The sequence below is a fragment of the Pseudomonas sp. GW821-FHT03C07 genome (assembly GCF_059420925.1).
This window is the reverse complement of record NZ_JBWKUQ010000010.1, coordinates 164,663-188,529: the sequence shown is the minus strand read 5'-3', so window position 1 is coordinate 188,529 and position 23,867 is coordinate 164,663. Positions and strand designations below refer to the sequence as shown.

General features: G+C 62.0%; 17 protein-coding genes. 10 read left to right on the top strand and 7 right to left on the bottom strand.

All coding sequences use genetic code 11. From position 1 onward, the window contains the following. Positions 1–18: 18 nt before the first annotated feature. Complete coding sequence (locus AC07VG_RS20185) at positions 19–585, bottom strand: CsiV family protein (RefSeq protein WP_495002728.1); 567 nt, start codon at positions 583–585, stop codon at positions 19–21. A gap of 10 nt (positions 586–595) precedes the next feature. After that, positions 596–4,045 carry a transcription-repair coupling factor gene (mfd, locus tag AC07VG_RS20180; RefSeq protein WP_495002727.1) on the bottom strand — a complete coding sequence of 1,150 codons (3,450 nt, stop codon included), beginning with the start codon at positions 4,043–4,045 and terminating at the stop codon, positions 596–598. A gap of 351 nt (positions 4,046–4,396) precedes the next feature. Here mfd and AC07VG_RS20175 point away from each other — a divergent pair, with 351 nt between their 5' ends. From AC07VG_RS20175 to AC07VG_RS20155, 5 genes are all read left to right on the top strand, one after another. Continuing rightward, positions 4,397–5,860, top strand: coding sequence for a glyceraldehyde-3-phosphate dehydrogenase (locus tag AC07VG_RS20175; protein ID WP_495002726.1), 1,464 nt, complete (start codon positions 4,397–4,399; stop codon positions 5,858–5,860). 677 nt (positions 5,861–6,537) lie between these two features. Continuing rightward, complete coding sequence (locus AC07VG_RS20170; RefSeq protein ID WP_495021754.1) at positions 6,538–7,749, top strand: HlyD family secretion protein; 1,212 nt, start codon at positions 6,538–6,540, stop codon at positions 7,747–7,749. Next, positions 7,746–8,999 (top strand): hypothetical protein, encoded by a 1,254-nt coding sequence (locus AC07VG_RS20165; RefSeq protein ID WP_495021753.1) that lies wholly within the window; start codon positions 7,746–7,748, stop codon positions 8,997–8,999. Before AC07VG_RS20170 ends, AC07VG_RS20165 begins: the two co-directional genes overlap by 4 nt. 1 nt (position 9,000) lies before the next feature. Further along, positions 9,001–11,145, top strand: coding sequence for a glycosyltransferase family 2 protein (locus AC07VG_RS20160; RefSeq protein WP_495021752.1), 2,145 nt, complete (start codon positions 9,001–9,003; stop codon positions 11,143–11,145). Positions 11,146–11,157: 12 nt separating this feature from the next. Beyond that, on the top strand, positions 11,158–12,627 hold the full coding sequence (locus AC07VG_RS20155) for an efflux transporter outer membrane subunit (protein WP_495002722.1): 1,470 nt from the start codon (positions 11,158–11,160) through the stop codon (positions 12,625–12,627). Positions 12,628–12,735: 108 nt separating this feature from the next. Here AC07VG_RS20155 and AC07VG_RS20150 read toward each other — a convergent pair whose 3' ends face one another. After that, positions 12,736–14,034 (bottom strand): MFS transporter, encoded by a 1,299-nt coding sequence (locus AC07VG_RS20150; RefSeq protein WP_495002721.1) that lies wholly within the window; start codon positions 14,032–14,034, stop codon positions 12,736–12,738. 289 nt (positions 14,035–14,323) lie between these two features. On the opposite strand from AC07VG_RS20150, the gene AC07VG_RS20145 reads away from it, so the two are divergent. Further along, a complete protein-coding gene (locus AC07VG_RS20145; protein ID WP_495021751.1) occupies positions 14,324–15,367 on the top strand; it encodes an FAD:protein FMN transferase in 1,044 nt (347 codons plus the stop codon). Positions 15,368–15,527: 160 nt separating this feature from the next. Then, positions 15,528–16,922: a Si-specific NAD(P)(+) transhydrogenase gene (gene sthA, locus AC07VG_RS20140; protein WP_495021750.1), complete on the top strand. Its 1,395-nt coding sequence runs from the start codon at positions 15,528–15,530 to the stop codon at positions 16,920–16,922. A gap of 42 nt (positions 16,923–16,964) precedes the next feature. Here the strand turns inward: sthA and AC07VG_RS20135 are convergent, their stop codons facing one another. Then, complete coding sequence (locus AC07VG_RS20135) at positions 16,965–17,687, bottom strand: glycerophosphodiester phosphodiesterase (protein ID WP_495002718.1); 723 nt, start codon at positions 17,685–17,687, stop codon at positions 16,965–16,967. Positions 17,688–17,754: 67 nt separating this feature from the next. Beyond that, a complete protein-coding gene (locus tag AC07VG_RS20130; RefSeq protein WP_495021749.1) occupies positions 17,755–18,342 on the bottom strand; it encodes a PilZ domain-containing protein in 588 nt (195 codons plus the stop codon). A 94-nt stretch (positions 18,343–18,436) separates the two neighbouring features. Here AC07VG_RS20130 and AC07VG_RS20125 point away from each other — a divergent pair, with 94 nt between their 5' ends. From AC07VG_RS20125 to AC07VG_RS20115, 3 genes are all read left to right on the top strand, one after another. Beyond that, the gene (locus AC07VG_RS20125; RefSeq protein WP_495021748.1) at positions 18,437–19,687 is read left to right on the top strand and encodes a lipoprotein-releasing ABC transporter permease subunit; all 1,251 of its coding nucleotides are present in this window, start codon (positions 18,437–18,439) and stop codon (positions 19,685–19,687) included. Between the two features lie 7 nt (positions 19,688–19,694). After that, positions 19,695–20,378: a lipoprotein-releasing ABC transporter ATP-binding protein LolD gene (gene lolD / locus AC07VG_RS20120; protein ID WP_495002715.1), complete on the top strand. Its 684-nt coding sequence runs from the start codon at positions 19,695–19,697 to the stop codon at positions 20,376–20,378. A gap of 69 nt (positions 20,379–20,447) precedes the next feature. Next, a complete protein-coding gene (locus AC07VG_RS20115) occupies positions 20,448–21,692 on the top strand; it encodes a lipoprotein-releasing ABC transporter permease subunit (protein WP_495002714.1) in 1,245 nt (414 codons plus the stop codon). A gap of 122 nt (positions 21,693–21,814) precedes the next feature. On the opposite strand, the gene AC07VG_RS20110 is transcribed toward AC07VG_RS20115, so the two are convergent. Together AC07VG_RS20110 and AC07VG_RS20105 are read right to left on the bottom strand one after the other, a co-directional pair. Further along, positions 21,815–23,176: a heavy metal sensor histidine kinase gene (locus AC07VG_RS20110; protein ID WP_495002713.1), complete on the bottom strand. Its 1,362-nt coding sequence runs from the start codon at positions 23,174–23,176 to the stop codon at positions 21,815–21,817. Beyond that, the gene (locus tag AC07VG_RS20105) at positions 23,176–23,856 is read right to left on the bottom strand and encodes a heavy metal response regulator transcription factor (protein ID WP_495002712.1); all 681 of its coding nucleotides are present in this window, start codon (positions 23,854–23,856) and stop codon (positions 23,176–23,178) included. Before AC07VG_RS20105 ends, AC07VG_RS20110 begins: the two co-directional genes overlap by 1 nt. Positions 23,857–23,867: the final 11 nt, after the last annotated feature.

The window sequence follows — 23,867 nt, the reverse complement described above, 5'->3', positions numbered from 1 at the left end:
GACGAGGGCATCGGACGTTCACTGGTCGAGATTCTGTGACGGCGCTTCGCGTTTCGATGCGGCGAGTGAGGTCACCTTGAGCAGCAGGGCGAGATGGCCGGCATCAAGGAAATTCAGTTGGCCGTTCTTGGTCTGGCTGGTCTGGTTCAGGCGTTCGCTGGCGCTGACCACGCCGTTGTTGTCGAACTGGTTGACCCAGAACTGCGCCTGCACGTCGGTGAAGCGCTTGAGGGTGAGACTCAGCGTGCCCTGCACCGGGAACTGGCCGAACTGTTCCTGGCCTTCGGTGATCGACACCATGCTCGGCTGGTCGCCCAGGGTCTGTTGCCAGGCCTTGTGCAGCAGCACCTCGTAGTTGCCGCTGGCGCCGAGCTTGGCAGTCATGTCGTTGAGGCTGGGGGTGCGCTCCTGGTCGGCGGTGAGCGGTTTGGCCCCCTTGGCCCAATCCTCGGGCGCCGGCTGGCTCTGGAAGGGTTGCTCGAGGTTCTGCCGGATCAGGATCATTTCGACCTGATACAACTCGTCGGCCAGTGCCGCGGGAGCGATCAGGACCAACAACAAGGCCAGCGAGGGTATCAGGCGCATACGGCGTCCTTCAGGCAGTTTTCGGGGCGAGGCGCTCGAACAGCGCCTCCAGTGTATTAAAGCGTTCTTCCGCACGTTCCATCGGTACCATGAACTTGAACAGGGTGGCGCCTTCGAATTTGTAGCGGTTGGGTTGGCCCTGGATCAACTTGATCAGCGCCAGCGGATCGACCGGGGTGTCCGCGGCGAACTCGATGCGCCCGCCTTGCGGACCACCGTCGACCTTCTTGATCCCAAGCTGCTCGGCCTGCAGTTTGAGCAGGGTCAGGCGCACCAGGTTCTTGGTCGGTTCCGGCAGCAGGCCGAAACGGTCGATCATCTCCACTTGCAGGTCCTTGAGGCCCTCTTCGTCGGTTGCCGAGGCGATGCGTTTGTAGAGGATCAGCCGGGCGTGCACGTCGGGCAGATAGTCTTCGGGAATCAGCGCCGGCAGGCGCAGGTTGATTTCCGGACCACCGCCCAGGGGCTGGTCGAGGTTGGGTTGCTCGCCCTTGCGAATGGCTTTGACCGCGCGCTCGAGCATTTCCATGTAGAGGGTGAAACCCACCGCCTGGATCTGTCCGCTCTGGCCGTCGCCCAACAGTTCGCCGGCCCCGCGGATTTCCAGGTCGTTGGTGGCGAGCACGAAGCCGGCACCGAGGTCCTGGGTATTGGCGATGGCTTCCAGGCGCTTTTCCGCGTCGGGAGTGATCTGCTGGCGCCCCGGGGTTAACAGGTAGGCATAGGCTTGGTGGTGACTGCGCCCGACCCGGCCGCGCAACTGGTGCAACTGGGCCAGGCCGAACTTGTCGGCGCGCTCGATGATGATGGTATTGGCGCTCGGCACGTCGATGCCGGTCTCGATGATGGTCGAGGCGATCAGCACGTTGAAGCGCTTGTGGTAGAAGTCGCTCATCACCTGTTCGAGGTCGCGCTCGCGCATCTGCCCGTGGCCGATGCCGATACGCGCTTCCGGCACCAGTTCGGCGAGGTCGGCGGCGCATTTCTCGATGGTCTTCACATCGTTGTGCAGGTAGTAGACCTGGCCGCCGCGCAGCAGCTCGCGGAGCAAGGCTTCCTTGACCGTGCTCTTGTTCTGCTCCATGACGAAGGTGCGCACCGACAGCCGGCGCGCCGGCGGGGTGGCGATGATTGAGAGGTCGCGCATGCCCGACACGGCCATGTTCAGCGTGCGCGGAATCGGCGTGGCGGTCAGGGTGAGGATGTCGACTTCGCTGCGCAGGGCCTTGAGCTGTTCTTTCTGGCGCACGCCGAAACGGTGCTCTTCGTCGATGATCACCAGGCCCAGGTTCTTGATCTTCACATCGTCCTGCAGCAGCTTGTGGGTGCCGATGACGATATCGATCTTGCCCTCGGCGAGGTCCGCCACCGCGGCGTTGACTTCCTTGGTGGACTTGAAGCGACTCATTACTTCGACCGTCACCGGCCAGTCGGCGAAGCGGTCGCGAAAGCTGTTGTAGTGTTGCTGGGCGAGCAGGGTGGTGGGTACCAGGATCGCCACCTGTTTGCCGCCATGCACGGCGATAAAGGCCGCGCGCATGGCCACCTCGGTCTTGCCGAAGCCAACGTCGCCGCAGACCAGGCGGTCCATCGGCTTGGGCGCCAGCATGTCGGCGCGCACCGCTTCGATGGTGGTCTGCTGGTCCGGGGTTTCCTCGAACGGAAAGCCGGCACTGAAGGTCGCGTAGTCGGCCTTCGGATCGGCGAACGCATAACCTTCGCGGGCGGCGCGACGGGCATAGATGTCGAGCAGTTCGGCGGCGACGTCGCGCACCTGTTCGGCGGCTTTTCGCTTGGCCTTCTGCCAGATTTCCGAACCCAGGCGATGCAGCGGGGCGAGGGCGTCGTCGCTGCCGGTGTAGCGGGCGATCAGGTGCAGGTTGGCCACCGGCACGTAGAGCTTGGCGCCCTCGGCGTAGGCCAGGGTGAGGAATTCGGCGACCTGGTTGTCGATCTCCAGGGTCGCCAGGCCCAGGTAGCGGCCGACACCGTGGTCGATATGCACCACCGGCGCGCCTTCGCGCAGTTCGGTGAGGTTCTTGATCACCGCGTCGTTGTTGGCGTCGGCGCGTTTTTCCCGGCGCCGGCGCTGCATCACACGCTGACCGAACAGCGGGCTTTCAGCAATCAGCGCCAGGGCCGGATCGTCCAGCACCAGGCCTTCGTCCAGCGGCGCGATGGTGATCGCCAGGCGCTCCTGGCCAGCGGCGAAGTCCGGCCAGCTGTCGACGGTCTTGGGCCGCAGCTTCAGGCGTTCGAGCAGTTCCAGCAGGACTTCCCGGCGCCCGGCGGATTCGGCGGTGAACAGCACGCGGCCAGGAAACTCATCGAGGAACGCGGAGAGTGCCGCCAGCGGCTGGTTGGCCTTGGCCTCGATGGCCAGGTTCGGCAGTTCGCGGGCGGCGAAGCGTTCACGGCCGATGCCGGTTTCCACGTCCTGCTGGCTGGCGACCACCCGCGGCCAGCTTTTCAGGCGGGCGAAGCAGTCTTCCACCGGCAGGAACAGTTCGGCCGGTGGCAGCAGCGGTCTTGTCGGGTCGACGCGGCGCTCTTCGTAGCGGTTGCGCACATCGTTCCAGAAGTTTTCCGCCGCCTGCTCGATACCCGGCAGGGAGAACACCTGGGTGTCCTGGGGCAGGTAGTCGAACAGGGTCGAGGTTTCCTCGAAGAACAGCGGCAGGTAGTACTCGATACCGGCGGGGGTAATCCCGCTGTTCAGGTCCTGGAAGATCGGGCAGCGGCGGAAGTCGACATCGAAACGCTCGCGAAAACGCGACTTGAAACGGGTCACCGCCTCTTTCTGCAGCGGGAACTCCTTGGCCGGCAGCAGGCGCACGGACTCGACCTTGTCGATGGAACGCTGGTTTTCCGGATCGAAGGTACGCAGTGTCTCGATTTCGTCGTCGAACAGGTCGATGCGGTATGGCAGCTTGCTGCCCATCGGGAACAGGTCGATCAGGGCGCCGCGCACGGCGAACTCGCCATGCTCGTAGACCGTGTCGACGCAACGATAACCCGTGGCCTCCAGCCGTGTGCGCATCTGCTCCACATCGAGCTTCTGGCCGATGTCCAGGACCAGGCTGCTGCCCAGCAGGAACTTGGTCGGAGCCAGGCGGTGCAGGGCGGTGGTGATCGGCACCACCAGCACGCCATGCGCCAGTTCCGGCAGCCGGTAAAGGCTGGCGATACGCTGGGAGATGATGTCCTGGTGCGGCGAAAACAGGTCGTAGGGCAGGGTCTCCCAGTCCGGGAAATGCAGCACCGGCAAGTCGGGGGCGAAGAAACTCAGCTCCTGTTCCAGGCGCTCGGCGCTTTGGCTGTCGGCGGTCAGCAGCAGGGTGAAGCGCTTGGCAGCGCTGGCAGCCTCGGCAATCGCCAGGCTCAGGGCGGCACCGGGGAGATTGCCCCAGTGCTGTTTACCTGCCGCGGCAGGGAGAAGCGGTAGACGCAGAACGGGCACGGAAGGTTGAGCTCCAAGCGTTGCGACAAAGTCGGTAATTGTAACGGTCCCGGGTGCCGCCTGTCAGTTGCAGACTGTTTCTATTACGCATTGAGGGAAATGTAGTGGCTATGACAATAAATAGCGCTTTTCGAGCCATTATGTAGTGCCGTATTGGGTGTATGTTTTGGAGGGTTACGGACAAGTCGCCAATGAGCGCTCATTCCGTGCCCTGCTGCAAGCCGCGTATTTGCTGGGCTGGCGCGGGGGGCGTTTTTTTCAAATGGTTTTTTCTTGGCCTGTGCACGACAGGCGCGCATTGCTCGCAGGGCCACTCGGCGGCATAATGTAGCCCCTTTTTTCAGCCCCTACATGTGGAAGGTTCCCGTGACTCAGAAGCCCGACCAGTGTCTTGGTGAGTGGATTGATCGTGAAGCGCTTGCAGAAGCGATGATCCCGCTTATCGGTCAGCTCTACCGCAATAACAATGTGGTGAGTTCGATCTATGGCCGCAGCCTGATCAACCAGTCTGTCATCGCGATTCTCAAGGCTCACCGCTTTGCTCGCCATCGTCAGTGCGATGATGTCGAACTGTCCGTCCACGAGACTTTCCCGCTGCTCAAGGCGATGAGCGAGCTCAAACTGGGTGCCGCTTCGGTGGACCTGGGCAAGCTGGCCGTGAAATTCAAGGCGCAAGGCAATGGCCGTAGCGCCGAGCAGTTCGTTCGCGAAGAACTCGCCGATGTGGTGGGTCAGCAGAACGTTTCCGGTCGCAAGGGCACCGACGTGGTGCTGTACGGTTTCGGTCGTATCGGTCGCCTGTTGGCCCGTATCCTGATCGAGAAAACCGGTGGCGGCGACGGCCTGCGCCTGCGTGCCATCGTCGTGCGCAAGGGCGCCGAGAACGACCTGACCAAGCGCGCCAGCCTGCTGCGTCGCGACTCGGTGCACGGTTCCTTCAACGGCACCATCACCATCGACGAAGAAAACAACACCATCACCGCCAACGGTAACCTGATCCAGGTCATCTACGCGAAGAACCCGACCGAGGTGGATTACACCCAGTACGGCATCAAGCATGCCCTGCTGGTGGACAACACCGGTGTCTGGCGTGACGCCGACGGCCTGGGTCAGCACCTGGCCTGCCCGGGTATCGACCGCGTGGTCCTGACCGCGCCGGGCAAGGGCAAGCTGAAGAACATCGTGCACGGTATCAACCATGGCGAAATCACCGCCGACGACAAGATCGTTTCCGCGGCGTCCTGCACCACCAACGCCATCGTGCCGGTGCTCAAGGCCGTCAACGACAAGTTCGGGATCATCAACGGTCACGTTGAAACGGTTCACTCGTACACCAACGACCAGAACCTGATCGACAACTTCCACAAGGGCGATCGCCGTGGCCGTAGCGCCGCGCTGAACATGGTGATCACCGAGACCGGTGCCGCCACCGCTGCTGCCAAGGCCCTGCCTGAGCTGGCCGGCAAGCTGACCGGCAACGCCATCCGTGTGCCGACGCCGAACGTGTCGATGGCCATTCTCAACCTGAACCTCGAGAAAGCCACCACTCGCGAAGAGATGAACGAGTACCTGCGTTACATGGCGCTGCACTCGGATCTGCACAAGCAGATCGACTTCGTCAATTCCCAGGAAGTGGTTTCCACCGACTTCGTCGGTTCGCGCCACGCCGGCGTGGTCGATGCCGAAGCCACCATCTGCAACGATAACCGTGTTGTCCTGTATGTCTGGTACGACAACGAATTCGGTTACAGCTGCCAGGTGGTGCGCGTGATGGAAGACATGGCCGGGGTCAACCCACCTGCGTTCCCGCGCTAAGCACTCGCCGCACATGAAAACGCCCCGACTTGTCGGGGCGTTTTTTTATTGGCGAAGTGTGTGACAGAGGGCGCGCGAGGGCTGTTTCGATGTGCTGAATGAGGCGGTGATTTATATCGCTTTCATCTGGTAAGTTGTTGGGTTGAAACGATATTAATATAGAAGGATTTTTAATTTTATTTTTCGATGAATTAAAAAGTCTAGAAAGAATAATTACTTGCGGGTCGCTTGTTGAGAGTGGCCATCTAATGGATCCATTTTTTTGAGGCGCTATATAATTGGCGTCATTAAATTGTTCGCACTTTGGCGCTTGACACTGAAAAGGACTGAACTTAGTGTCGCCTCTGACAACGCCCAAGCTTTCCAAGCGATAGCTATCAAAATGCCTGCGTTTAGCCATCAGGCAAGGGTGAAGTTGTTAGATTCCTTTCGGTAATAAACAGGCAACATAAATAGTGGATAAGTGGTCACTATGAGCGCATGCCAACTTCCAAAAAGACAGGAATATCATTCCTGCTCACAACACTAAGAAACCAACTAAGTCAGGTGGGTCAAGTAGTGGCCTGATGATGGGACATCTTTGCTGGTAACACTGCTTTATGCCTTTCACGATAACGTGCGGCTATTGGCTGCTTGTCGAGAATGAATGTCTTCATGTCCTATCGGGAGAACCTGACATGACCGAAGAGCGCAAAAGGCACTTTCCATTGTCCCTGTTACCCCGTCTGGTGGGTGTGGGCATCCTGGTCTTTATCCTCTGGTTGCTGCTGTCGACCTTGTTCATGCCGTTGCTATCGACGTCGGCCACTCGGGCCATTCTCAATGCGCCGGTGATTTTGCTGACGACCCCCATCGATGGTGTCGTGAGTTCCCTCGACATCAAGTCGGGAACCTCCTTTGTCCAGGGACAGAAGGTGGCCGTGGTGGAAAACCCCCGGGCTAATCAAGACACCTTGCTGACCTTGCAAACCCGGCGCTTGAGCCTGGAGCAGGAGCTGTCGTCTTCCCTCAGCCAGTTCGAACACGACCAGCAGTACTACCTGGCGCTGGAGAAAAGCAGCCAGCAATACCAGTCGGCTTTCCGTACCCGCCAGTTGTTCGGCCAGAAAGCCCTGCGCGCCGAAAATTTCGCCGCCAACGCGCGTTTGAAAGAGGCTGAGGAAACGGTGGAGCGCAATCTCGAGTTGTTCCGCCAGGGCGCGGTGAGCAATGCCTTGGTCGACTCGTCGAAAGCCCAGTTGGCCTCGTTGCAGGGCGCTGCGGAGACAGTCAGGTCGCAGTTGGGTATCAGTAATGGCGATCTGAGCGCGGCCAATCAGCAGGTCTACCTGGACCCTGACCAGTTGCGTATGTTCGACCTCAGCTCGCATCTGGTCACCTTGAAGCTGAGCCTGGACAATCAGGAGCGCAACCGCTCCACGGTGCAGCAGGAACTGCAAAAGCTCGACGGGTTGATCGAGGCGGAAAACAGCCGGATCAAGCTGATGTCCGGCTATGACGTGGTGGCTTATTCCGCCGGGACGGTCCAGGAGGTGGTGGCGCCCCAAGGTACGCTGGTGCGCGCCGGCTCGACCCTGGTACGCGCGACCAATTGTGAGCAAAGTTACGTCATCGCGGTGTTTCCCGAGCGTGTGGCGAGCAAAATCGATCGTGACACGGTGCTGAAGGTGAGCATCCGTGGCCTGGACGAGCCGCTGATTGCCAAGGTCGAGCAACTGTTGTCCCACTCATCCGACCTGCAGCCGGGAACGTACAGCGTGCCTTTCCCCTACGCCGAGCAGAACTCGGTGTATGTGGTCGCCACCTTTGCCGCGAGTCTCAGTGACAGGCAACGAAGCATGGTGTGCAAGCCCGGGCTCTGGGCTTCCGCCGAGGTTGTGGGGAAATGAGCCGCGGGCGCGGCGTGGCCTGGGCGCTCGGCGGGTTGCTGCTGGGCGTCGGGCCGTTGGCCTGGGCGGTGCCGGCTCGGGTGCAACTGGCGACGGACACCTGTGCGGCATTGGAGCAGGCGACACGGGCCTATCCGGGGACCGACCCGGTGCTGCTGGCCAGCTATCCGGCCCTGGACGGACAGCCTCCGGCAATACTGGCCCTGCGGGGGGTGGCCTTCACCTATGACAACGCTCTGGCCAGCATCGCCTTGTTTGCCTGTGGCAAGGCGCAGTCCGCTCGCCGGCTGGCCGATGCCCTGGCGTTCGCCGTGGAGCATGACCCCGAGTACGGCGACGGGCGCTTGCGCAATGCCTATGCGGCCGGTCCCATCAAGGGCCAGGCCATGGGCTTGTCGGGGTATTGGAGTGCCGAGCGCAACGCCTGGAGTCAGGATGCCTATCAGGTCAGCAGTGCCACCGGCAATCAGGCCTGGGGGGCGCTGGCGCTGCTCGAGGCGTTCCGCCAGACCGCCGAGCCGGCTTATCTTGCAGCGGCACGCCGGGTGCTGCACTGGGTCCAGCAGAACACCTACGACACCCAGGTACCCCTGGGCTTCAGCGGTGGCGTCTATGGCTACCTCAACCGGCAGGTTCGGCAAGGCTGGAAGTCCACCGAGCACAATGTCGATCTGATGGCCGCCTGGACCGCACTCGACCGCCTGGCGGCGGACCCGGATGCCCGGCTGCAGGCGCAGGTTGCCCTGCGCTTCGTGCAAAGCCAGTGGGATGACCGTGAGGGGCGCTTCCTGATTGGTACGGGCGAAGACGGCCGGACGTCGGATCGCCAGCGCTCAGGGCTGGATGCGCAGCTCTGGCCGTTGCTGGCGGTTCCCGATCCACCGCAGGACTGGCGTCGGGTATTTGCCTTTATCGATCAAAGCCACCGTTTCGCCGACGGCTATGGGTTCAACCGCAATCCCGACGGCGTCTGGACCGAGGGCACCGCCCAGGCCGCGGCGGTGGCGCGCCTGAGTGGCCTGCCCGACCGGGCCCAACCCTTGTGGCAGGTGTTACTGGCGTTGCAGGCCAGCCACGGTTGGCTCTTCGCGACGCCGCAGGCGCAAATCAGCACCGGGCTGGCCATCGGCCCGGACTCGCCGCGCAACGATTTTTTCTACTACCACCTGCCTCATCTGGGCGCCACGGCATGGGCCGCTATTGCGGCCACCGGCGTCAACCCTTTTACCGGCGCCCAGGAGGCGAACTGACATGCAGGCACTGGACTCGTTGCAACTGCTGCAAATCAATTTCTGGACCCTGGCGGTGGTCATTCTTTTCAGTTGCCTGACCCGGCGTGAGCAATGGGGGGCCCGAGCTGGTTTTGGTGCCATCACCGCCTTGCTGCTGATCAATTACGCCGCTTGGCGCATCCGCGATACCTTGCCCGACGGGCATGGCGGATTTGCCACGGTATGGGCCTACAGCTTTCTGTTTTTCGAGCTGATGGCCATTGGTTACACGCTGTTTTCCATTATCGTCATGCTCGGTCGTAGCGATCATCGGGCCAGTGCCGATGCTGGCGAGCGCCGTTTACGGGCGGCCGGGCACGACGTGCCGGCGGTGGATGTGTTTATCGCCACCTACAACGAAGGCCTGGAGATCCTCGAGAAGACCATTATTGCCGCCCAGGCCATCGATTACCCCAATTTCACCGTCTGGGTGCTGGACGATACCCGGCGCGACTGGTTGCGAGAGTATTGCGCCGAGGCCGGGGTGCAGTATGCCCGGCGTGCGGACAATACCCATGCCAAGGCCGGCAATCTGAACAATGGGCTACGCCAGTCGGCCGCCAGCAGCAATGCGCCGTACATCCTGGTGCTGGACGCCGACTTCGCCGCCCAGCAACCGATCCTGATGCGCATCCTGGGGTTGTTCGATGACCCACGGGTGGGCCTGGTGCAGACGCCGCAGTTCTACTACAACCCGGATCCGATCCAGCACAACCTTGGCTCCTCCGACTGCTGGGTGGACGAGCAGCGAGTCTTCTTCGATGTCTTCCAGCCGGCGAAGGACGGCTGGGACGCGGCGTTTTGCGTAGGCACCTCCTTTGTGGTGCGACGCGACCTGATTACCCGCATCGGCGGTTTTCCCACCGGCTCGGTCTGCGAGGACATCTACACCACCTGCCGCTTGCTGCAACAAGGCTACGTGACCCGCTGGCTCAACGAACGGCTGTCCATTGGCTTGTCGGCGGAGGGCTTGACCGAATACATCAACCAGCGCGCGCGCTGGTGTCTGGGAACCCTGCAGGTCGCGCTGTTGAAGGAGGGGCCGCTGCGTGGCAGTGGCTACCGTCTCAATGATCGCGTGCACTATCTGCACGGCCTGATGCACTGGTTCTCCAAGCCCTTCATCCTGATGCTGCTGGTGTCACCGGTGCTCTACTGGTACTTCGGCATTGCCGGGTTCTATGCCAAACCCGTGGACTTCCTGGCCTTCGGCATGCCGGCACTGATCGCCTTCTGGGGGTATGGCACCTGGGTCACGGCACGTCGAACCTTGCCGGTGTTCACCGAAGTCACGCAGATCGTCGCGTCCCTGGCGGTCACCGCGACGATTGCCAGTGCAATGATTCGTCCGTTCGGCCGCCCCTTCAAGGTGACCGCCAAGGGCCTCGATCGGACCCGTACGCTGATCCACTGGAAGCTGTTCGGGTTCTTTCTGGCGTTGATCCTGTTTTCCCAGGTGGGCGCGTTCACCGCCATTGCCACGGCCGCGGCCTTTGACGGCAACATGCTGTTCAACCTGTGCTGGACCGTGGTCGCGCTGATCTACAACCTGGCGACGCTGGTGGCCTGCGTTGACCGGCCGCGGCTGCATGGCGAAGAACGCTTTCCCTTCGATGAAGCCACTGGCTTGCGCCTGGGGACGAAAACCTTTGCCGGGCGTCTGGTGGATGTTTCGGTCAGCGGGGCGTCCTTGTCTTGCACCTTGGCCGCCTTGATCAAACCAGGTGTGCGTGGCCAATTGTGGATCCGCTCGCTCGGTTGGCTTGAGGTCGAGGTCATGCGCAACCAGGGCAATGAGCGTCTGGGGGTGCGTTTTGTCGACCTCGATGAACGGCTGCGCCAGCGCCTTATCGCCCGGCTGTTCAGTGATGCCAGCGTCAATGTGGCCAGCCAGGCCGAGCCGGCCATGGCCTTTGGCACTTTGTTGCGCCGTTCGCTGCTGGGCGAGCGCCGTTCACGGCCGTCTTTCTCTCGGCCATCCAGGCTACCGTCATATGACGCGCTACCAAGTTATCGAGCGGCTGTGCGTTTGCGCAAACAGCCCCTGTCACGGGTGGCCGGGGCCCGTGGTGGCCTGTGGGATGCCCTGGTTTCACCCTTGCGGGCCTTGTTGGGCATGCGTTGATAGAGGTGGATCATGAACCGTTGCGTACCTTCTACTTGTCTGCTGTCGTTGTTGCTGCTCAGCGCTTGTTCACTGGACCCGTCCTACAAAAAGCCCGATGCGCCGATCGACGAGCAGTGGCCGGCCAGCTCGACAGGCTCCTGCTGTGCGGCCAGGGAGGCGTTCGATCACGATTGGCATGGGTTTATCGTCGATCAGCGGCTGCGTAGCCTGATCGAGCTGGCACTGGAGAACAATCGCGGTCTGCGTCAGTTCGCCGCCAGCGTGGAAGAGGCCCGGGCCGGCTATGCCGGCGCACAGTCAGGGTTGTTTCCCTCGATCGGTATCGATACCTACGCTGGACGCAGCAAGTTGCCGCCGCTGGTGCGCACGCCGGGCGGTGGCGACAGCGCGGGCAGTATCGCCAACACCTTCCAGGCGACAGCCGGCTTCACCTCCTACGAGCTGGATCTGTTCGGGCGCATACGCAGCCAGAGAAGCGCCGCCGGTGCTCGTTTCGAAGCCTCCGAGGCGGACTATCAGACGGCTCGGTTGGCGCTGATCGGCGAGGTTGCCAGCACCTGGTTGAGCCTCAAGGCCAGCCAGAACCTGCTGGATCTGGCCCAAACCACCTACGAGACCCAGAACAACTACGGGCAGTTGCTGCGCAAGAGCTACAACCTGGGTTCCAGCGCGCAGATCGATGTGCATCAGGCCGATGCGCAAACCAATACCGCGGCGGTGCAGATCAATACCTATCGCATGCAAGTGGCGCAGAACATGAACGCACTGCGGGTTCTGGTCGGGCAGCCGGTGCCGGCGGCGTTATTGCCCAGCGGGGTGCTGGGCGAGTCCCTGGCCACCGCCGATGTGCCGGCCGGGCTGCCTTCGTCACTGATGACGCGCCGCCCTGACATCATGGCGGCCGAAGCCTTGCTGCGAGCGGCCAATGCGGACATTGGCGCAGCGCGTAGCGCCTACTTCCCGACCTTTTCCCTGACTTCGGCACTGGGCAGCCTGAGCGGCGATTTTTCCCGCTTGCTCAGCGCCCCGGCGCAGTTCTGGTCGGCCGCCCTGAGTGGTTCCGTGACCCTGATCGATGGCGGTGCCCGACGGGCTCAGGTGGATGGTGCGCACGCGCGATTCGATGGTCGGGCCGCGGCCTATGAAGCGACGGTGCAGAATGCCTTTCGCGAAGCCGCCGATGCGCTCAATGCGCGTCAGGAGATGCTCACCCAGGTGGCGGCGCAGAAGCGTCTGGTGGAGGATTATCAGGAGGCCTATCGCCAGTCGCGATTGCGTTTCGAGGCGGGTATGGACAGCTACTTCTCGACGATGGATGCCCATCGCTCGCTATTCGAGGCGCAGCAGAAATGGTCGCAACTGGAGTTGGCGCGGGAGATCAATCAGGTGAACCTGTACAAAGCTCTGGGAGGGGGGTGGAGCCAGTCCTTGAAGGTCGCCGGTGAGCAGCGGGCGGAACCGCCAAAACCGGGGTCGTGATGGGCGCGGAGAGTCCTTGGCAAACCGCCGCGCGGCGTCCGTGCCGCGCGAGAGGTGACCGGCAAGCGCCTGCATTGCGGGCGTTTGCCGGCGGGTGAAGGCGTCTGCTCAGCCGCGGCTGGACACGGCCATCTGCGCGGTGCGCAGTTCATGCTTGTTGCCACGGAACAACACCAGGGTCGCGATCAACCCGAGTACCGCTGCGGCACTGAGCCAGATGCCGGGTGCCGCCTTGTTGTCCAGTACGTGGATCAGGTAGGTACAGACCGCCGGGGTAAAGCCACCGAAGGTCGCCGTCGCCAGACTGTAGGCCAGGGAGAAACCGGTGGTCCGCACTTCGACCGGCATGATCTCGGTCAGGGCCACCACCATGGCACCGTTGTAGGAGCCGTAGAGGAACGACAGCCACAGCAAGGCAATCAGCAGGTGACTGAAGCTCGGCGCCGATACCAGCCAGGACAACACCGGATACGCAGTAAGGATCGCCAGGATGGTCGCCGCCAGCAGCAGCGGCTTGCGCCCGATTTTGTCAGACAGCGCACCCATGACCGGCAGCCAGAAGAAGTTCGATATACCGATGCACACGGTCACCAGCAGCGCGTCGAAATCCGACAGGTGCAGTTCGGCTTTACCGAAGGTCGGGGTGTAGGCGGTGATCAGGTAGAAGGACACGGTGGTCATGATCACCAGGGCCGTGCCTGCCAGTACCAGACCGAAATTCTGACCGATCGAACGCATTACTTCCGACAGGTTCGGACGATGTTTGCGTGCCTGGAACTCAGGTGTTTCTTCCAGCGAACGGCGAATGATGAAAATCGCCGGAACGATCATGCAGCCCACCAGGAACGGCACGCGCCAGCCCCAGTCACCCATTTGTTCTGGGCTCAGCCAATGGTTGAGGCCCACGCCCAGCAAACCGGCGAAGACCACCGCGGCCTGTTGGCTAGCAGATTGCCAGCTGACGAAGAAGCCCTTGCGACCCGGCGTCGAGATCTCGGCCAGGTACACCGAGACACCGCCCAGTTCCACGCCGGCGGAGAAGCCCTGCAGCAAACGGCCGAGCAGGACCAGCAGCGGTGCCGCGACACCCAGGGTCGCATACCCCGGCACGCAGGCAATCAGTACCGTACCCGCGGCCATCAGGGCCAGGGTGATGATCAGGCCTTGGCGACGGCCGTGACGGTCGATGTAGGCACCGAGGAAGATTGCACCCAGCGGGCGCATCAGGAAGCCGGCACCGAAGGTAGCCAGCGAGAGCATCAGGGACGCAAAAGCGCTGTCGTTGGGGAAAAAGGTTTTAGCGATGGCCGTGGCATAAAAGCCATAAACCATGAAGTCGAACATCTCAAGGAAGTTGCCGCTGACAACGCGAAAAATCGCCTTGCCCTTGCCTGTATTTGAGGCCATTTTTGTCCACTCGCTTTATCTGTCTTATAAGCAATCCGTCGTCTCTGCTCGTCCTCACTGAACCGTTCAGGCATACGCACGCTGGCAGGACAGCTTTGTAACGATATGTGTAATAGCGTCATCAGGCAACAAAAAACCTAGCTTGCTGGCTAAGTGGCATAACCCTTGATCTAGAGGGCTTCCCGCAGGTGTTTGGCAGGGCTGGCCCAGGCTGGTGAGAAGATCGGTAATAAGCCGCTGGTTGTCTGACGCATAATGGCCAATCTCGAAAAGAGCCTTCCCTGAAACTATGCCAAATCTACACGCTAGCGCGTCTTTGTTACGAACCCTGGTGCTGGGTGGTTTTTTGGCCTTGCTCGGCGCTTGCGGCAACGCCGACTCGCTGGAGCAGTTCGGCGGCCCGACCATGGGCAGTACCTATTCCATCCAGTATATCCGGCATGCCGGTGGCCCGGCGGTCGCCGAGGTTCAGCCTGAGGTCGAGGCGATCCTGGCCGAGGTCGACCGGCAGATGTCGACCTATCGCGGTGACTCGCTGATCGCGCGCTTCAACGAGCTGCCGGCCCACAGTTGCCAGGTCATGCCAGCGGCGATCCTGGAATTGGTCCGGGTCGGTGAACAGCTGTCGCAGGACAGCGACGGTGCCTATGATCTGACGGTCGAGCCGTTGATGAACCTCTGGGGTTTTGGCCCGCAGGGGCGCGAAGAGAAGGTGCCGGACGCGGCGCAACTGGCCGAGGTGCGCCAGCGCGTCGGACACCGGTACCTGCGTATCGACGGCGACCAGTTGTGCAAGGATGCCGCGGTGGAGGTGGACTTCAACAGCATCGCGGCGGGTTACACGGTGGACCGTATCGTCGCTCGGTTGAAAGCGATGGGCCTCGACAGCTTTCTCGCCGACGCCACTGGTGAACTGAAGGCCGTGGGCAAGAAGCCCGATGGCAGCCCTTGGCGGATCGCCCTGGAGGTGCCACGGGACGACGAACAAGTGGCGCAACGGATCATCGCCCTGGATGGTTATGGGGTCTCCACCTCGGGCGACTACCGTAATTATTTCGAACAGGGCGGCAAACGCTATTCCCATACCTTCGACGCCCTGACCGGCGCGCCGATTACCCATAATCTGGCGTCGGTCACGGTGATTCATCCGTCGACGCTGATGGCCGACGGCCTCTCGACCCTGCTGCTGATACTGGGTCCCGAGCGCGGCTGGGAGTACGCGGAGAAACACAACATCGGCGCATTTTTTGTGATGCGTGCCGATACAGGTTTCGTGACACGGACAAACCAGGCGTTCGAACGCCTGGTCACGGGTGACGGGCATAACATGTAGTGCAGGCAAAGCTGGCCTACGACGCGACCAAGGGTTAATGTGCGCGGCGTTGAAGCTTCTATAGACTGCACACCGAGATTTGATCCTTCATGTCGCTGGCCGCGACATGATTTAGCCGCAGGTGCCAGAGGGGTGCCTCGGCCTGTTCTGAGGAGTACGCATGGCTGTCTACAACTACGACGTAGTGGTACTGGGTTCCGGCCCGGCTGGTGAAGGCGCGGCAATGAACGCCGCGAAAGCGGGGCGCAAGGTGGCGATGGTCGACAGCCGTCGCCAGGTCGGCGGTAACTGCACCCACCTGGGGACCATCCCGTCCAAGGCCTTGCGTCACTCGGTCCGGCAGATCATGCAGTTCAACACCAACCCGATGTTTCGGGCCATTGGTGAGCCACGCTGGTTTTCCTTTCCGGACGTGCTGAAAAGCGCGGAGAAGGTCATCGCCAAGCAGGTCGCTTCGCGCACCGGCTTTTACGCCCGCAACCGCGTCGACCTGTTCTTCGGCACAGGCAGCTTCGCCGATGAGCAGACCATCGAAGTGGTCTGCTCCAACGGGGTGGTCGAGAAACTGGTGGCCAAGCACATCATCATCGCCACCGGCTCGCGCCCGTATCGTCCGGCCGATATCGATTTCCATCACCCGCGTATCTACGATAGCGACACCATCCTCAGCCTCGGCCACACGCCGCGCAAACTGATCATCTACGGGGCCGGTGTCATCGGTTGCGAATATGCCTCGATCTTCAGTGGTCTCGGGGTGCTGGTGGAATTGGTGGACAACCGCGACCAGTTGCTCAGCTTCCTCGACTCGGAGATTTCCCAGGCGTTGAGCTACCACTTCAGCAACAACAACATCACCGTGCGCCACAACGAGGAGTACGACCGGGTCGAAGGCCTGGACAACGGGGTGATCCTGCACCTCAAGTCCGGCAAGAAGATCAAGGCCGACGCCTTGCTCTGGTGCAACGGCCGTACCGGCAACACCGATAAGCTGGGCATGGAAAATATCGGGGTCAAGGTCAACAGCCGCGGCCAGATCGAAGTCGACGAGAACTATCGTACCTGTGTGCCGAACATCTACGGCGCCGGCGATGTGATCGGTTGGCCGAGCCTGGCCAGTGCCGCCCATGACCAGGGGCGTTCGGCGGCGGGCAGCATTGTCGACAATGGCAGCTGGCGTTTCGTCAATGACGTGCCAACCGGGATCTACACCATTCCGGAGATCAGCTCGATCGGCAAGAACGAACAAGAGTTGACCCGGGCCAAGGTGCCCTACGAAGTGGGCAAGGCGTTCTTCAAGAGCATGGCCCGGGCGCAGATCGCCGGCGAGCCGCAAGGCATGCTGAAGATCCTGTTCCACCGTGAAACCCTGGAAGTGCTGGGTGTGCACTGCTTCGGCTATCAGGCATCGGAGATCGTGCACATCGGTCAGGCGATCATGAACCAGCCGGGCGAGAACAACACCCTGAAGTACTTCGTCAACACCACGTTCAACTACCCGACCATGGCCGAAGCCTATCGGGTAGCTGCTTACGATGGTCTCAACCGGCTTTTTTGAGCGGCTCCGGCCGGTGGCCTGAGCCGGCCGGGGAGACCGATTTCAGCCTTTCCCAAGTGTGGCCGTGGCCAAACCGGGAAAGTCTGTAATCAGGCTATCGACGCCGAAGTCGGCGAGCCTGCGCATCAGCGCGGGTTCGTTGACCGTCCACACCGACACATGCAGACCCTGGCGCTGGGCCTTGATCAGGCGTTCCGGGGTGCAGAGTGTCCAGTTCAATGCCAGGATCTCGCAGCCATAACTCTGGGCGACCTTCAACGGGTCGAGCCAGGCGTATTCGGCTACCAGCCCGCGTGACAGGTCCGGGGTCAGTTCCAGGGCCGCCTTGAGCACTTCCCGCGAGCTGGAGGTGACGGTGACCTTGTCCAGCAGGCCGAAACGTTGGGCCATTTCGCGGATCGCGAGCACGGTGGTCGCTGCTCGGGTGCGCGAGGCGCTCTTGACTTCCAGTTGCCAATGCTCGAAATCGCACTGTTCGAACAACTCGTCCAGACGTGGAATCGGGCAAGGCTTGATCCAGCCCGGACCGCCCTGGCGCGCGTCATAGGTCACCAGTTCGGCGGCGGAATGCTCGACCACCTTGCCACGGCGGTCGGTGGTGCGCTTGAGGGTTGGGTCATGGATGACCATCAACTCACCGTCCATGGACAGGTGCAGGTCCAGTTCGCAACGGCGTACGCCGTGCTTGAGACATTCCTGGAAACTGGTCAGGGTGTTTTCCGGTGCTTCACCTTTGGCGCCACGATGGCCATAAATCAGAGTCACGACTGCTCCTTCAGGGGGAAAATGTTGTTGCAAGGTTAAGACGGTAGGGTGGTTTCAGTCGCCGGCTTCAAGTGGCCTCGGGGCCGTTCTGTTCCCGGGCCAGGCGTCGCTCCTGCGCCTGTTTCTGCAAGATATGCCGCGCCAGCAACTGGCGTTGGGCATCGGTCAATGCTTCGAACTCGGCGCCGATGTCGAAGGTGCCGAAGTGGCGGGGCGCGCAATGGGTCACCTGAGCCCGCAGCAACAGCCCGAGCGCCTGGGGCATCAATACCATCTTGACCGCCAGGTGGCTGCCGGCGGGGTAGGCGATATGATGCTCGAACTCCAGGCCACCTTCGGACAGGGTCACTCGTTGCGGTTCGCCGAACTCGCCCAGGACCGAATAGGCCATCACCTGGCTCAGCAGGTCGATACGCTTGTTCTGGGCCTTGAGGAAGGCCGTCAGGGTTCGATCGCGCTCGCTGACCTGGCGCAGCAGGTGCTGGGACTCGAATTCGCTCAGGTGCAGTTCGCTCAGCAGGTTGAAGAGCGGCGAAGCATCTTGTAACACTTCCTTGTTCGCCGCGTCGGGGGCGGACAAGGGGCTGATTTCCAGTGCGATCGTGTCCTCGATACGGTAGTATTCGCGGCGATCTTCTTCATCTAATGTCGACATGGCGAACCCAGGGCAGAGGTGATGGTCTGAGTGTAAAGCTGCTGACCCTACCTCGCCACAAGGACGTCTTCTTTTCCTCCGAACAAGCCCCGACATGTTCAGACCACTCTTCGTATTTATCGGCACGCGTTATACCCGTGCAAAGCGTCGCAATCATTTTGTCTCTTTCATTTCCCTGACTTCGATGATCGGACTCGCGCTTGGCGTGGTCGTGATGATCGTGGTGCTCTCGGTGATGAACGGTTTCGATCATGAGATGCGCACCCGCGTGCTGGGCATGGTGCCCCACGCGACCATCGAGTCCGACGAGCCGATCAGCAATTGGCCGGCGCTGGCCGACAAGGTCCTGAAGAACCCGAAAGTGCTGGCGGTCGCGCCGTTCACCCAGATGCAGGGCTTGTTGACCAACAACGGCCAGGTGCAGAAGGTGATCCTCAATGCCATCGATCCGGCGCAGGAGCGCAAGGTCTCGATCATTGACCAGTTCATGCAGCAGGGCCAGCTCGACGGGTTGACCCCAGGCAGTTTTGGCATCGTCATCGGCGACAAGGCCGCGACCAAGCTGGGCGTCGGACTCGGCGACAAGCTGACCTTCGTCGCCCCGGAAGTCACGGTGACCCCGGCGGGCATGTTTCCGCGGATGAAGCGCTTTACCGTGGTCGGTATCTTCCATGTTGGCGCCGGTGAGCTGGACGGCTACCTGGGCCTGACCAACCTCGACGACCTGGCGCGCCTGCACCGCTGGAAGCCGGACCAGGTCCAGGGCCTGCGCCTGAAGTTCGACGACCTGTTCCAGGCACCACGCACGGCCTGGGAAATTGCCCAGCAACTGGGCGATGGTCATTACTACGCCCGTGACTGGACCCGCACCCACGGCAACCTGTACCAGGCGATCAAGATGGAAAAGGCCATGATCGGCCTGTTGTTGTTGCTGATCGTGGCAGTGGCGGCGTTCAACATCATCTCGACCCTGGTGATGGTGGTGAACGACAAGAAGGGTGATATCGCCATTCTGCGCACCCTGGGCTCCACGCCCGGACAGATCATGGCGATCTTCATGGTCCAGGGCACTGTGATCGGGGTGATCGGTACGCTGATCGGCGCGGTGGTCGGGATTCTTGCGGCGCTGAACGTCAGCGCCGCGATTGCCGTCCTCGAGCGCCTGATCGGGCACAAGTTTCTCAATGCCGACGTGTACTTCATCGACTACCTGCCGTCCCAATTGATGGCCGAGGATGTGTTGATGGTCTGCGGCGCGGCATTGCTCCTGAGTTTCCTCGCCACCTTGTATCCAGCCTGGCGTGCGGCGCGCACCCAGCCTGCGGAGGCGCTACGTTATGAGTGAGTTGGGCATGAGTGAAAAAGCAGTGCTGAGTTGCCGCAACCTGGGCAAGTCCTACGAGGAAGGCCCGGAATCGGTGGTGGTCCTGTCGGGACTGCAACTGGAGCTGCACGCCGGTGAGCGGGTGGCGATCGTCGGTAGCTCGGGTTCGGGCAAAAGTACCTTGCTCAACCTCCTCGGCGGCCTCGATACACCGTCCCAGGGCAGCGTCTGGCTGGCCGGCGAGGAGCTTTCCGCCCTTGGCGAGAAAGCCCGTGGCCTGCTGCGCAACCGCTCGCTGGGCTTCGTCTATCAGTTCCACCACCTGCTGCCCGAATTCACCGCGCTGGAGAACGTCTGCATGCCGCTGTTGATCGGACGCACCGCGATTCCCGAGGCGCGTCAGCGCGCCACGGCGTTGCTGGGGCGGGTCGGCCTCGGCCACCGCCTGGAGCACAAACCGGCGGAACTGTCCGGTGGCGAACGCCAACGCGTGGCGATTGCCCGGGCCCTGGTGAACAAGCCGGGACTGGTGATGCTCGACGAACCCACCGGCAACCTCGACCACCACACTGCCCAGGGCATCCAGGACCTGATGCTGGAGCTCAGCACCTCGATGCGCACGGCGTTCCTGGTGGTGACCCATGACATGAGCCTGGCCCGGCAGATGGATCGCGTGTTGCACCTGGAAGACGGGAAACTCGTCGCTATCTGATTCGCCAGGACCTGCACCCGTTGAATTGCGCGGGTGTCGGGTCGATTATTTTTCTACGGTGGCCAGCGAATGTTCAGACCGTTATCGATTTTCATCGGCACGCGCTATACCCGCGCCAAGCGCCGCAACCGTTTTGTCTCTTTTATCTCGATGACCTCGATGATCGGCCTCGCCCTGGGCGTGTTGGCGATGATCGTGGTGTTGTCGGTGATGAACGGTTTCCAGAAGGAAATGAGTTCGCGGATCCTCGGCATGGTGCCCCATGCCACCATCGTCGGCGTCAAGCCTGTCGACGACTGGCAGCCGGTGGCCGCGGCAGCGCTGAAGAATCCTGAAGTGACGGCGGCGGTGCCCTTTACCGAAATGGACGGCATGCTCTCCTACAAGGGTTCGATGCAGCCGATCCAGATCAGTGGCGTCGATCCAGCCCTGGAAGGCCAGGTGTCGATTGTGGCCCAGCATATTGTCCAGGGCCGCCTGGAAGATCTGAGGCCGGGTGAGTTCGGGGTGGTGATCGGTGAAATCACCGCGCGGCGCTTCCGGGTGAATGTTGGCGACAAGCTGACCCTGATCGTTCCGGAACCCAGCACCGAGCCTGGCGGTATTACTCCGCGCCTGCAACGCCTGAATGTGGTCGGGGTGTTCAAGGTCGGTGCCGAGCTGGATGGTTCCATGGCGCTGATTCATATGAGCGACGCGGCGGATATCCAGCATTGGCAGCCGAACCAGGTGCAGAGCGTGCGGCTGGCGATGAAGGACCTGTATGCGGCGCCGCAGGTGTCCGCGGATATCGCCGCGAGCCTGGGCAGCGATTTCAAGGCCGATGACTGGACCCACACCCAGGGCAGTCTGTTCAGTGCCATGAAGATGGAAAAGACCATGATCGGCTTGTTGTTGCTGATGATCGTCGCGGTGGCGGCGTTCAATATCATCGCGACCCTGATCATGGTGGTGAACGACAAGGGCGCGGACATCGCGATTCTGCGCACCATCGGCGCCACGCCACGGCAGATCATGGCGATCTTCATGGTTCAGGGCACGGTGATCGGGATTGTCGGGACCTTGATCGGTGGCGTGCTGGGGGTGATCGCGGCGTTGAATGTCAGCCAGATGGTGGGCTGGATCGAGCGCGTCAGCGGGCAGCATATCTTCAGTTCCGACGTGTATTTCGTCAGTAATCTGCCATCGCAGTTGCAGGCGGGGGATGTGCTCTTGATCTGTTCGGCCGGGTTTATTCTCAGCTTTCTGGCAACGCTGTACCCGGCGTATCGGGCGGCGAAGATCGAGCCGGCGCACGCTCTGCGCTATTCGTAGTCGGGGATGGCCCCTTCGCGGGCAAGCTCCGCTCCCACAGGTCCTGTGCCGTACACAAAATCCAGGCCTGACTCAGAAACAGTGTGGGAGCGGAGCTTGCCCGCGAAGGCCGCGACGTGGTCTTAAGCCTGACGCGGTAACTCGATCACAAACCGTGTCCAGCCCGCCTCTGACTCACAACGAATCTGCCCGCCATGGGCACGAATGATCGACTGGGTAATCGCCAGTCCCAACCCCGCATGTTCACTGCTGCCTTCGCGGCGTGCCGGATCGGCCCGATAAAATCGGTCGAACAGCTGCGGCAACAATTCCTGCGCAATACCTTCCCCGGTATTCTCGACGCTGACCCGCAAGCCCTGCGGCACATTCTCCAGCCTGACCGTGATCTCGCCCTCTTCCGGGGTGAAGCGCAAGGCATTGTCCAGCAGATTGGACAGAGCGCGGCGCAGCATGCCGCGATCTCCCGCCAAGCTCGCCTTGCCATCGCGCTTGAGTCGCACCCGATTCTCTTCCGCCAGCGGCGTAAAGAACTCCAGCAGGGCGTCCACCTCATCGGCCAGTTCTAGCGCTTCGCGGCGCGGCGTCAGCAGGCCGTGATCGGCCTTGGCCAGGTACAACATGTCGTTGACCAACTGCGCCATCCACTGCAGCTCCTCAAGATTGCTGTGCAGGGCTTCGCGATAGTCCTCCAGCGGCCGGGGCCGGGTCAGGGTGACCTGGGTGTGGGTCAACAGGTTCGACAGCGGCGTGCGCAGTTCGTGGGCGATATCGGCGGAGAACGCCGAGAGTCTTTGGAACGAGTCATCCAGGCGCGCGAGCATGGCATTGAACGACTGCGCCAGTTCGGCCAGTTCCGGCGGCATCTGTTCCTCGGGCAGGCGTTGGGTCAGCGAGCTGGCCGAGACCCCGGCGGCGATTTCGCTCATGCGCCGCAACGGCCGCAAGCCGCTGCGCGCGGCCCAGGCGCCGAGCAGGGCGGTGGCCAGGGCCGAGAGGCTGACCGTCAGCCAGATCAGGTGCTGCATGCGTTGCAGGAAGTGCTGGTGGTGGGTGATATCGAGGATCAGGGTCAGTTGCGGCGAGTCGGCCAGGTTCGGCTCCAGCGGGGCATTGAAGACCCGATAGGCAGTGCCCTCGATCCACAGGCTGGTGAGCCCCGTTTGTGTCGGCAAGTCGCCGGGCAGGGCATTCGCTGTATTGAACCAGCGCTGGCCATCGGTGCCGCTGACGCGCAAGGCCAGATCCGGGCTGAGGTTGATTTCGGCAGGCAGCCGTTCGCGGCGCTGCTGGAAGTCGTCGAGGTTCTTGACTCCCGCGAGTGTGCTGCGCAGCGCTAGCAGGCGGGCGTCGAGCAGTTGCTGGTCAAGTTCGATGAAGTGCGACTCGCTGGCGCGGTTGAACAGCACCCCCGCGCTCAACGACACCACGGCGGTGCAGGCGGCGAACAGCAAGGCCAGGCGGCTGCCCAGGGACAGGCGGCGCATCAGGTGTTGCGCTCTTCGAGGACATAACCCATGCCGCGCACGGTATGGATCAGTTTGTGGCTGTGAGCGTCGTCGATCTTCAGGCGCAGGCGGCGGATAGCCACTTCGATGACATTGGTGTCGCTGTCGAAATTCATGTCCCAGACCTGCGACGCGATCAAGGATTTCGGCAGTACCTCGCCCTGGCGGCGCAGGAGCATTTCCAGCAGGGCGAACTCCTTGGCGGTCAGGTCGATGCGTTGTCCGGCCCGCTCGACCCGGCGGCGAATCAGATCCAGGCGCAGGTCGGCCAGTTGCAGCTGGGTTTCCTGGGTGGCGGCGCTGCCTCGGCGCAGCAGGCTGCGGACTCGGGCCAGCAGTTCGGAAAAGGCGAACGGCTTGACCAGGTAGTCGTCGGCCCCCAGTTCCAGGCCATGGACCCGGTCCTCGACGGCGTCGCGGGCGGTCAGGAACAGCACCGGGATGTCCAGGCCGGCGCTGCGCACGGCCTGGAGGATTTGCCAGCCATCGCGACCGGGCAACATGACGTCGAGGATCAGCAGCGCGTAATCGCCGGTCAGGGCGAGGTGTTGGCCGGTGGTGCCGTCGGCCACCAGTTCGGTGTTGAAGCCGGCCTCGCTCAGGCCCTGGCGCAGGTATTGGCCGGTTTTTGGTTGGTCTTCGACGATCAGCAGTTTCATGGATGACTCGT

Coding starts and splice junctions, on each gene's coding strand:
- AC07VG_RS20185 (WP_495002728.1), bottom strand. CDS start 585: ATGCGCCTGATACCCTCGCTGGCCTTGTTGTTGGTCCTGATCGCTCCC.
- AC07VG_RS20175 (WP_495002726.1), top strand. CDS start 4,397: ATGTGGAAGGTTCCCGTGACTCAGAAGCCCGACCAGTGTCTTGGTGAG.
- AC07VG_RS20170 (WP_495021754.1), top strand. CDS start 6,538: ATGACCGAAGAGCGCAAAAGGCACTTTCCATTGTCCCTGTTACCCCGT.
- AC07VG_RS20165 (WP_495021753.1), top strand. CDS start 7,746: ATGAGCCGCGGGCGCGGCGTGGCCTGGGCGCTCGGCGGGTTGCTGCTG.
- AC07VG_RS20160 (WP_495021752.1), top strand. CDS start 9,001: ATGCAGGCACTGGACTCGTTGCAACTGCTGCAAATCAATTTCTGGACC.
- AC07VG_RS20155 (WP_495002722.1), top strand. CDS start 11,158: ATGAACCGTTGCGTACCTTCTACTTGTCTGCTGTCGTTGTTGCTGCTC.
- AC07VG_RS20150 (WP_495002721.1), bottom strand. CDS start 14,034: ATGGCCTCAAATACAGGCAAGGGCAAGGCGATTTTTCGCGTTGTCAGC.
- AC07VG_RS20145 (WP_495021751.1), top strand. CDS start 14,324: ATGCCAAATCTACACGCTAGCGCGTCTTTGTTACGAACCCTGGTGCTG.
- sthA (WP_495021750.1), top strand. CDS start 15,528: ATGGCTGTCTACAACTACGACGTAGTGGTACTGGGTTCCGGCCCGGCT.
- AC07VG_RS20130 (WP_495021749.1), bottom strand. CDS start 18,342: ATGTCGACATTAGATGAAGAAGATCGCCGCGAATACTACCGTATCGAG.
- AC07VG_RS20125 (WP_495021748.1), top strand. CDS start 18,437: ATGTTCAGACCACTCTTCGTATTTATCGGCACGCGTTATACCCGTGCA.
- lolD (WP_495002715.1), top strand. CDS start 19,695: ATGAGTGAAAAAGCAGTGCTGAGTTGCCGCAACCTGGGCAAGTCCTAC.
- AC07VG_RS20115 (WP_495002714.1), top strand. CDS start 20,448: ATGTTCAGACCGTTATCGATTTTCATCGGCACGCGCTATACCCGCGCC.
- AC07VG_RS20110 (WP_495002713.1), bottom strand. CDS start 23,176: ATGCGCCGCCTGTCCCTGGGCAGCCGCCTGGCCTTGCTGTTCGCCGCC.
- AC07VG_RS20105 (WP_495002712.1), bottom strand. CDS start 23,856: ATGAAACTGCTGATCGTCGAAGACCAACCAAAAACCGGCCAATACCTG.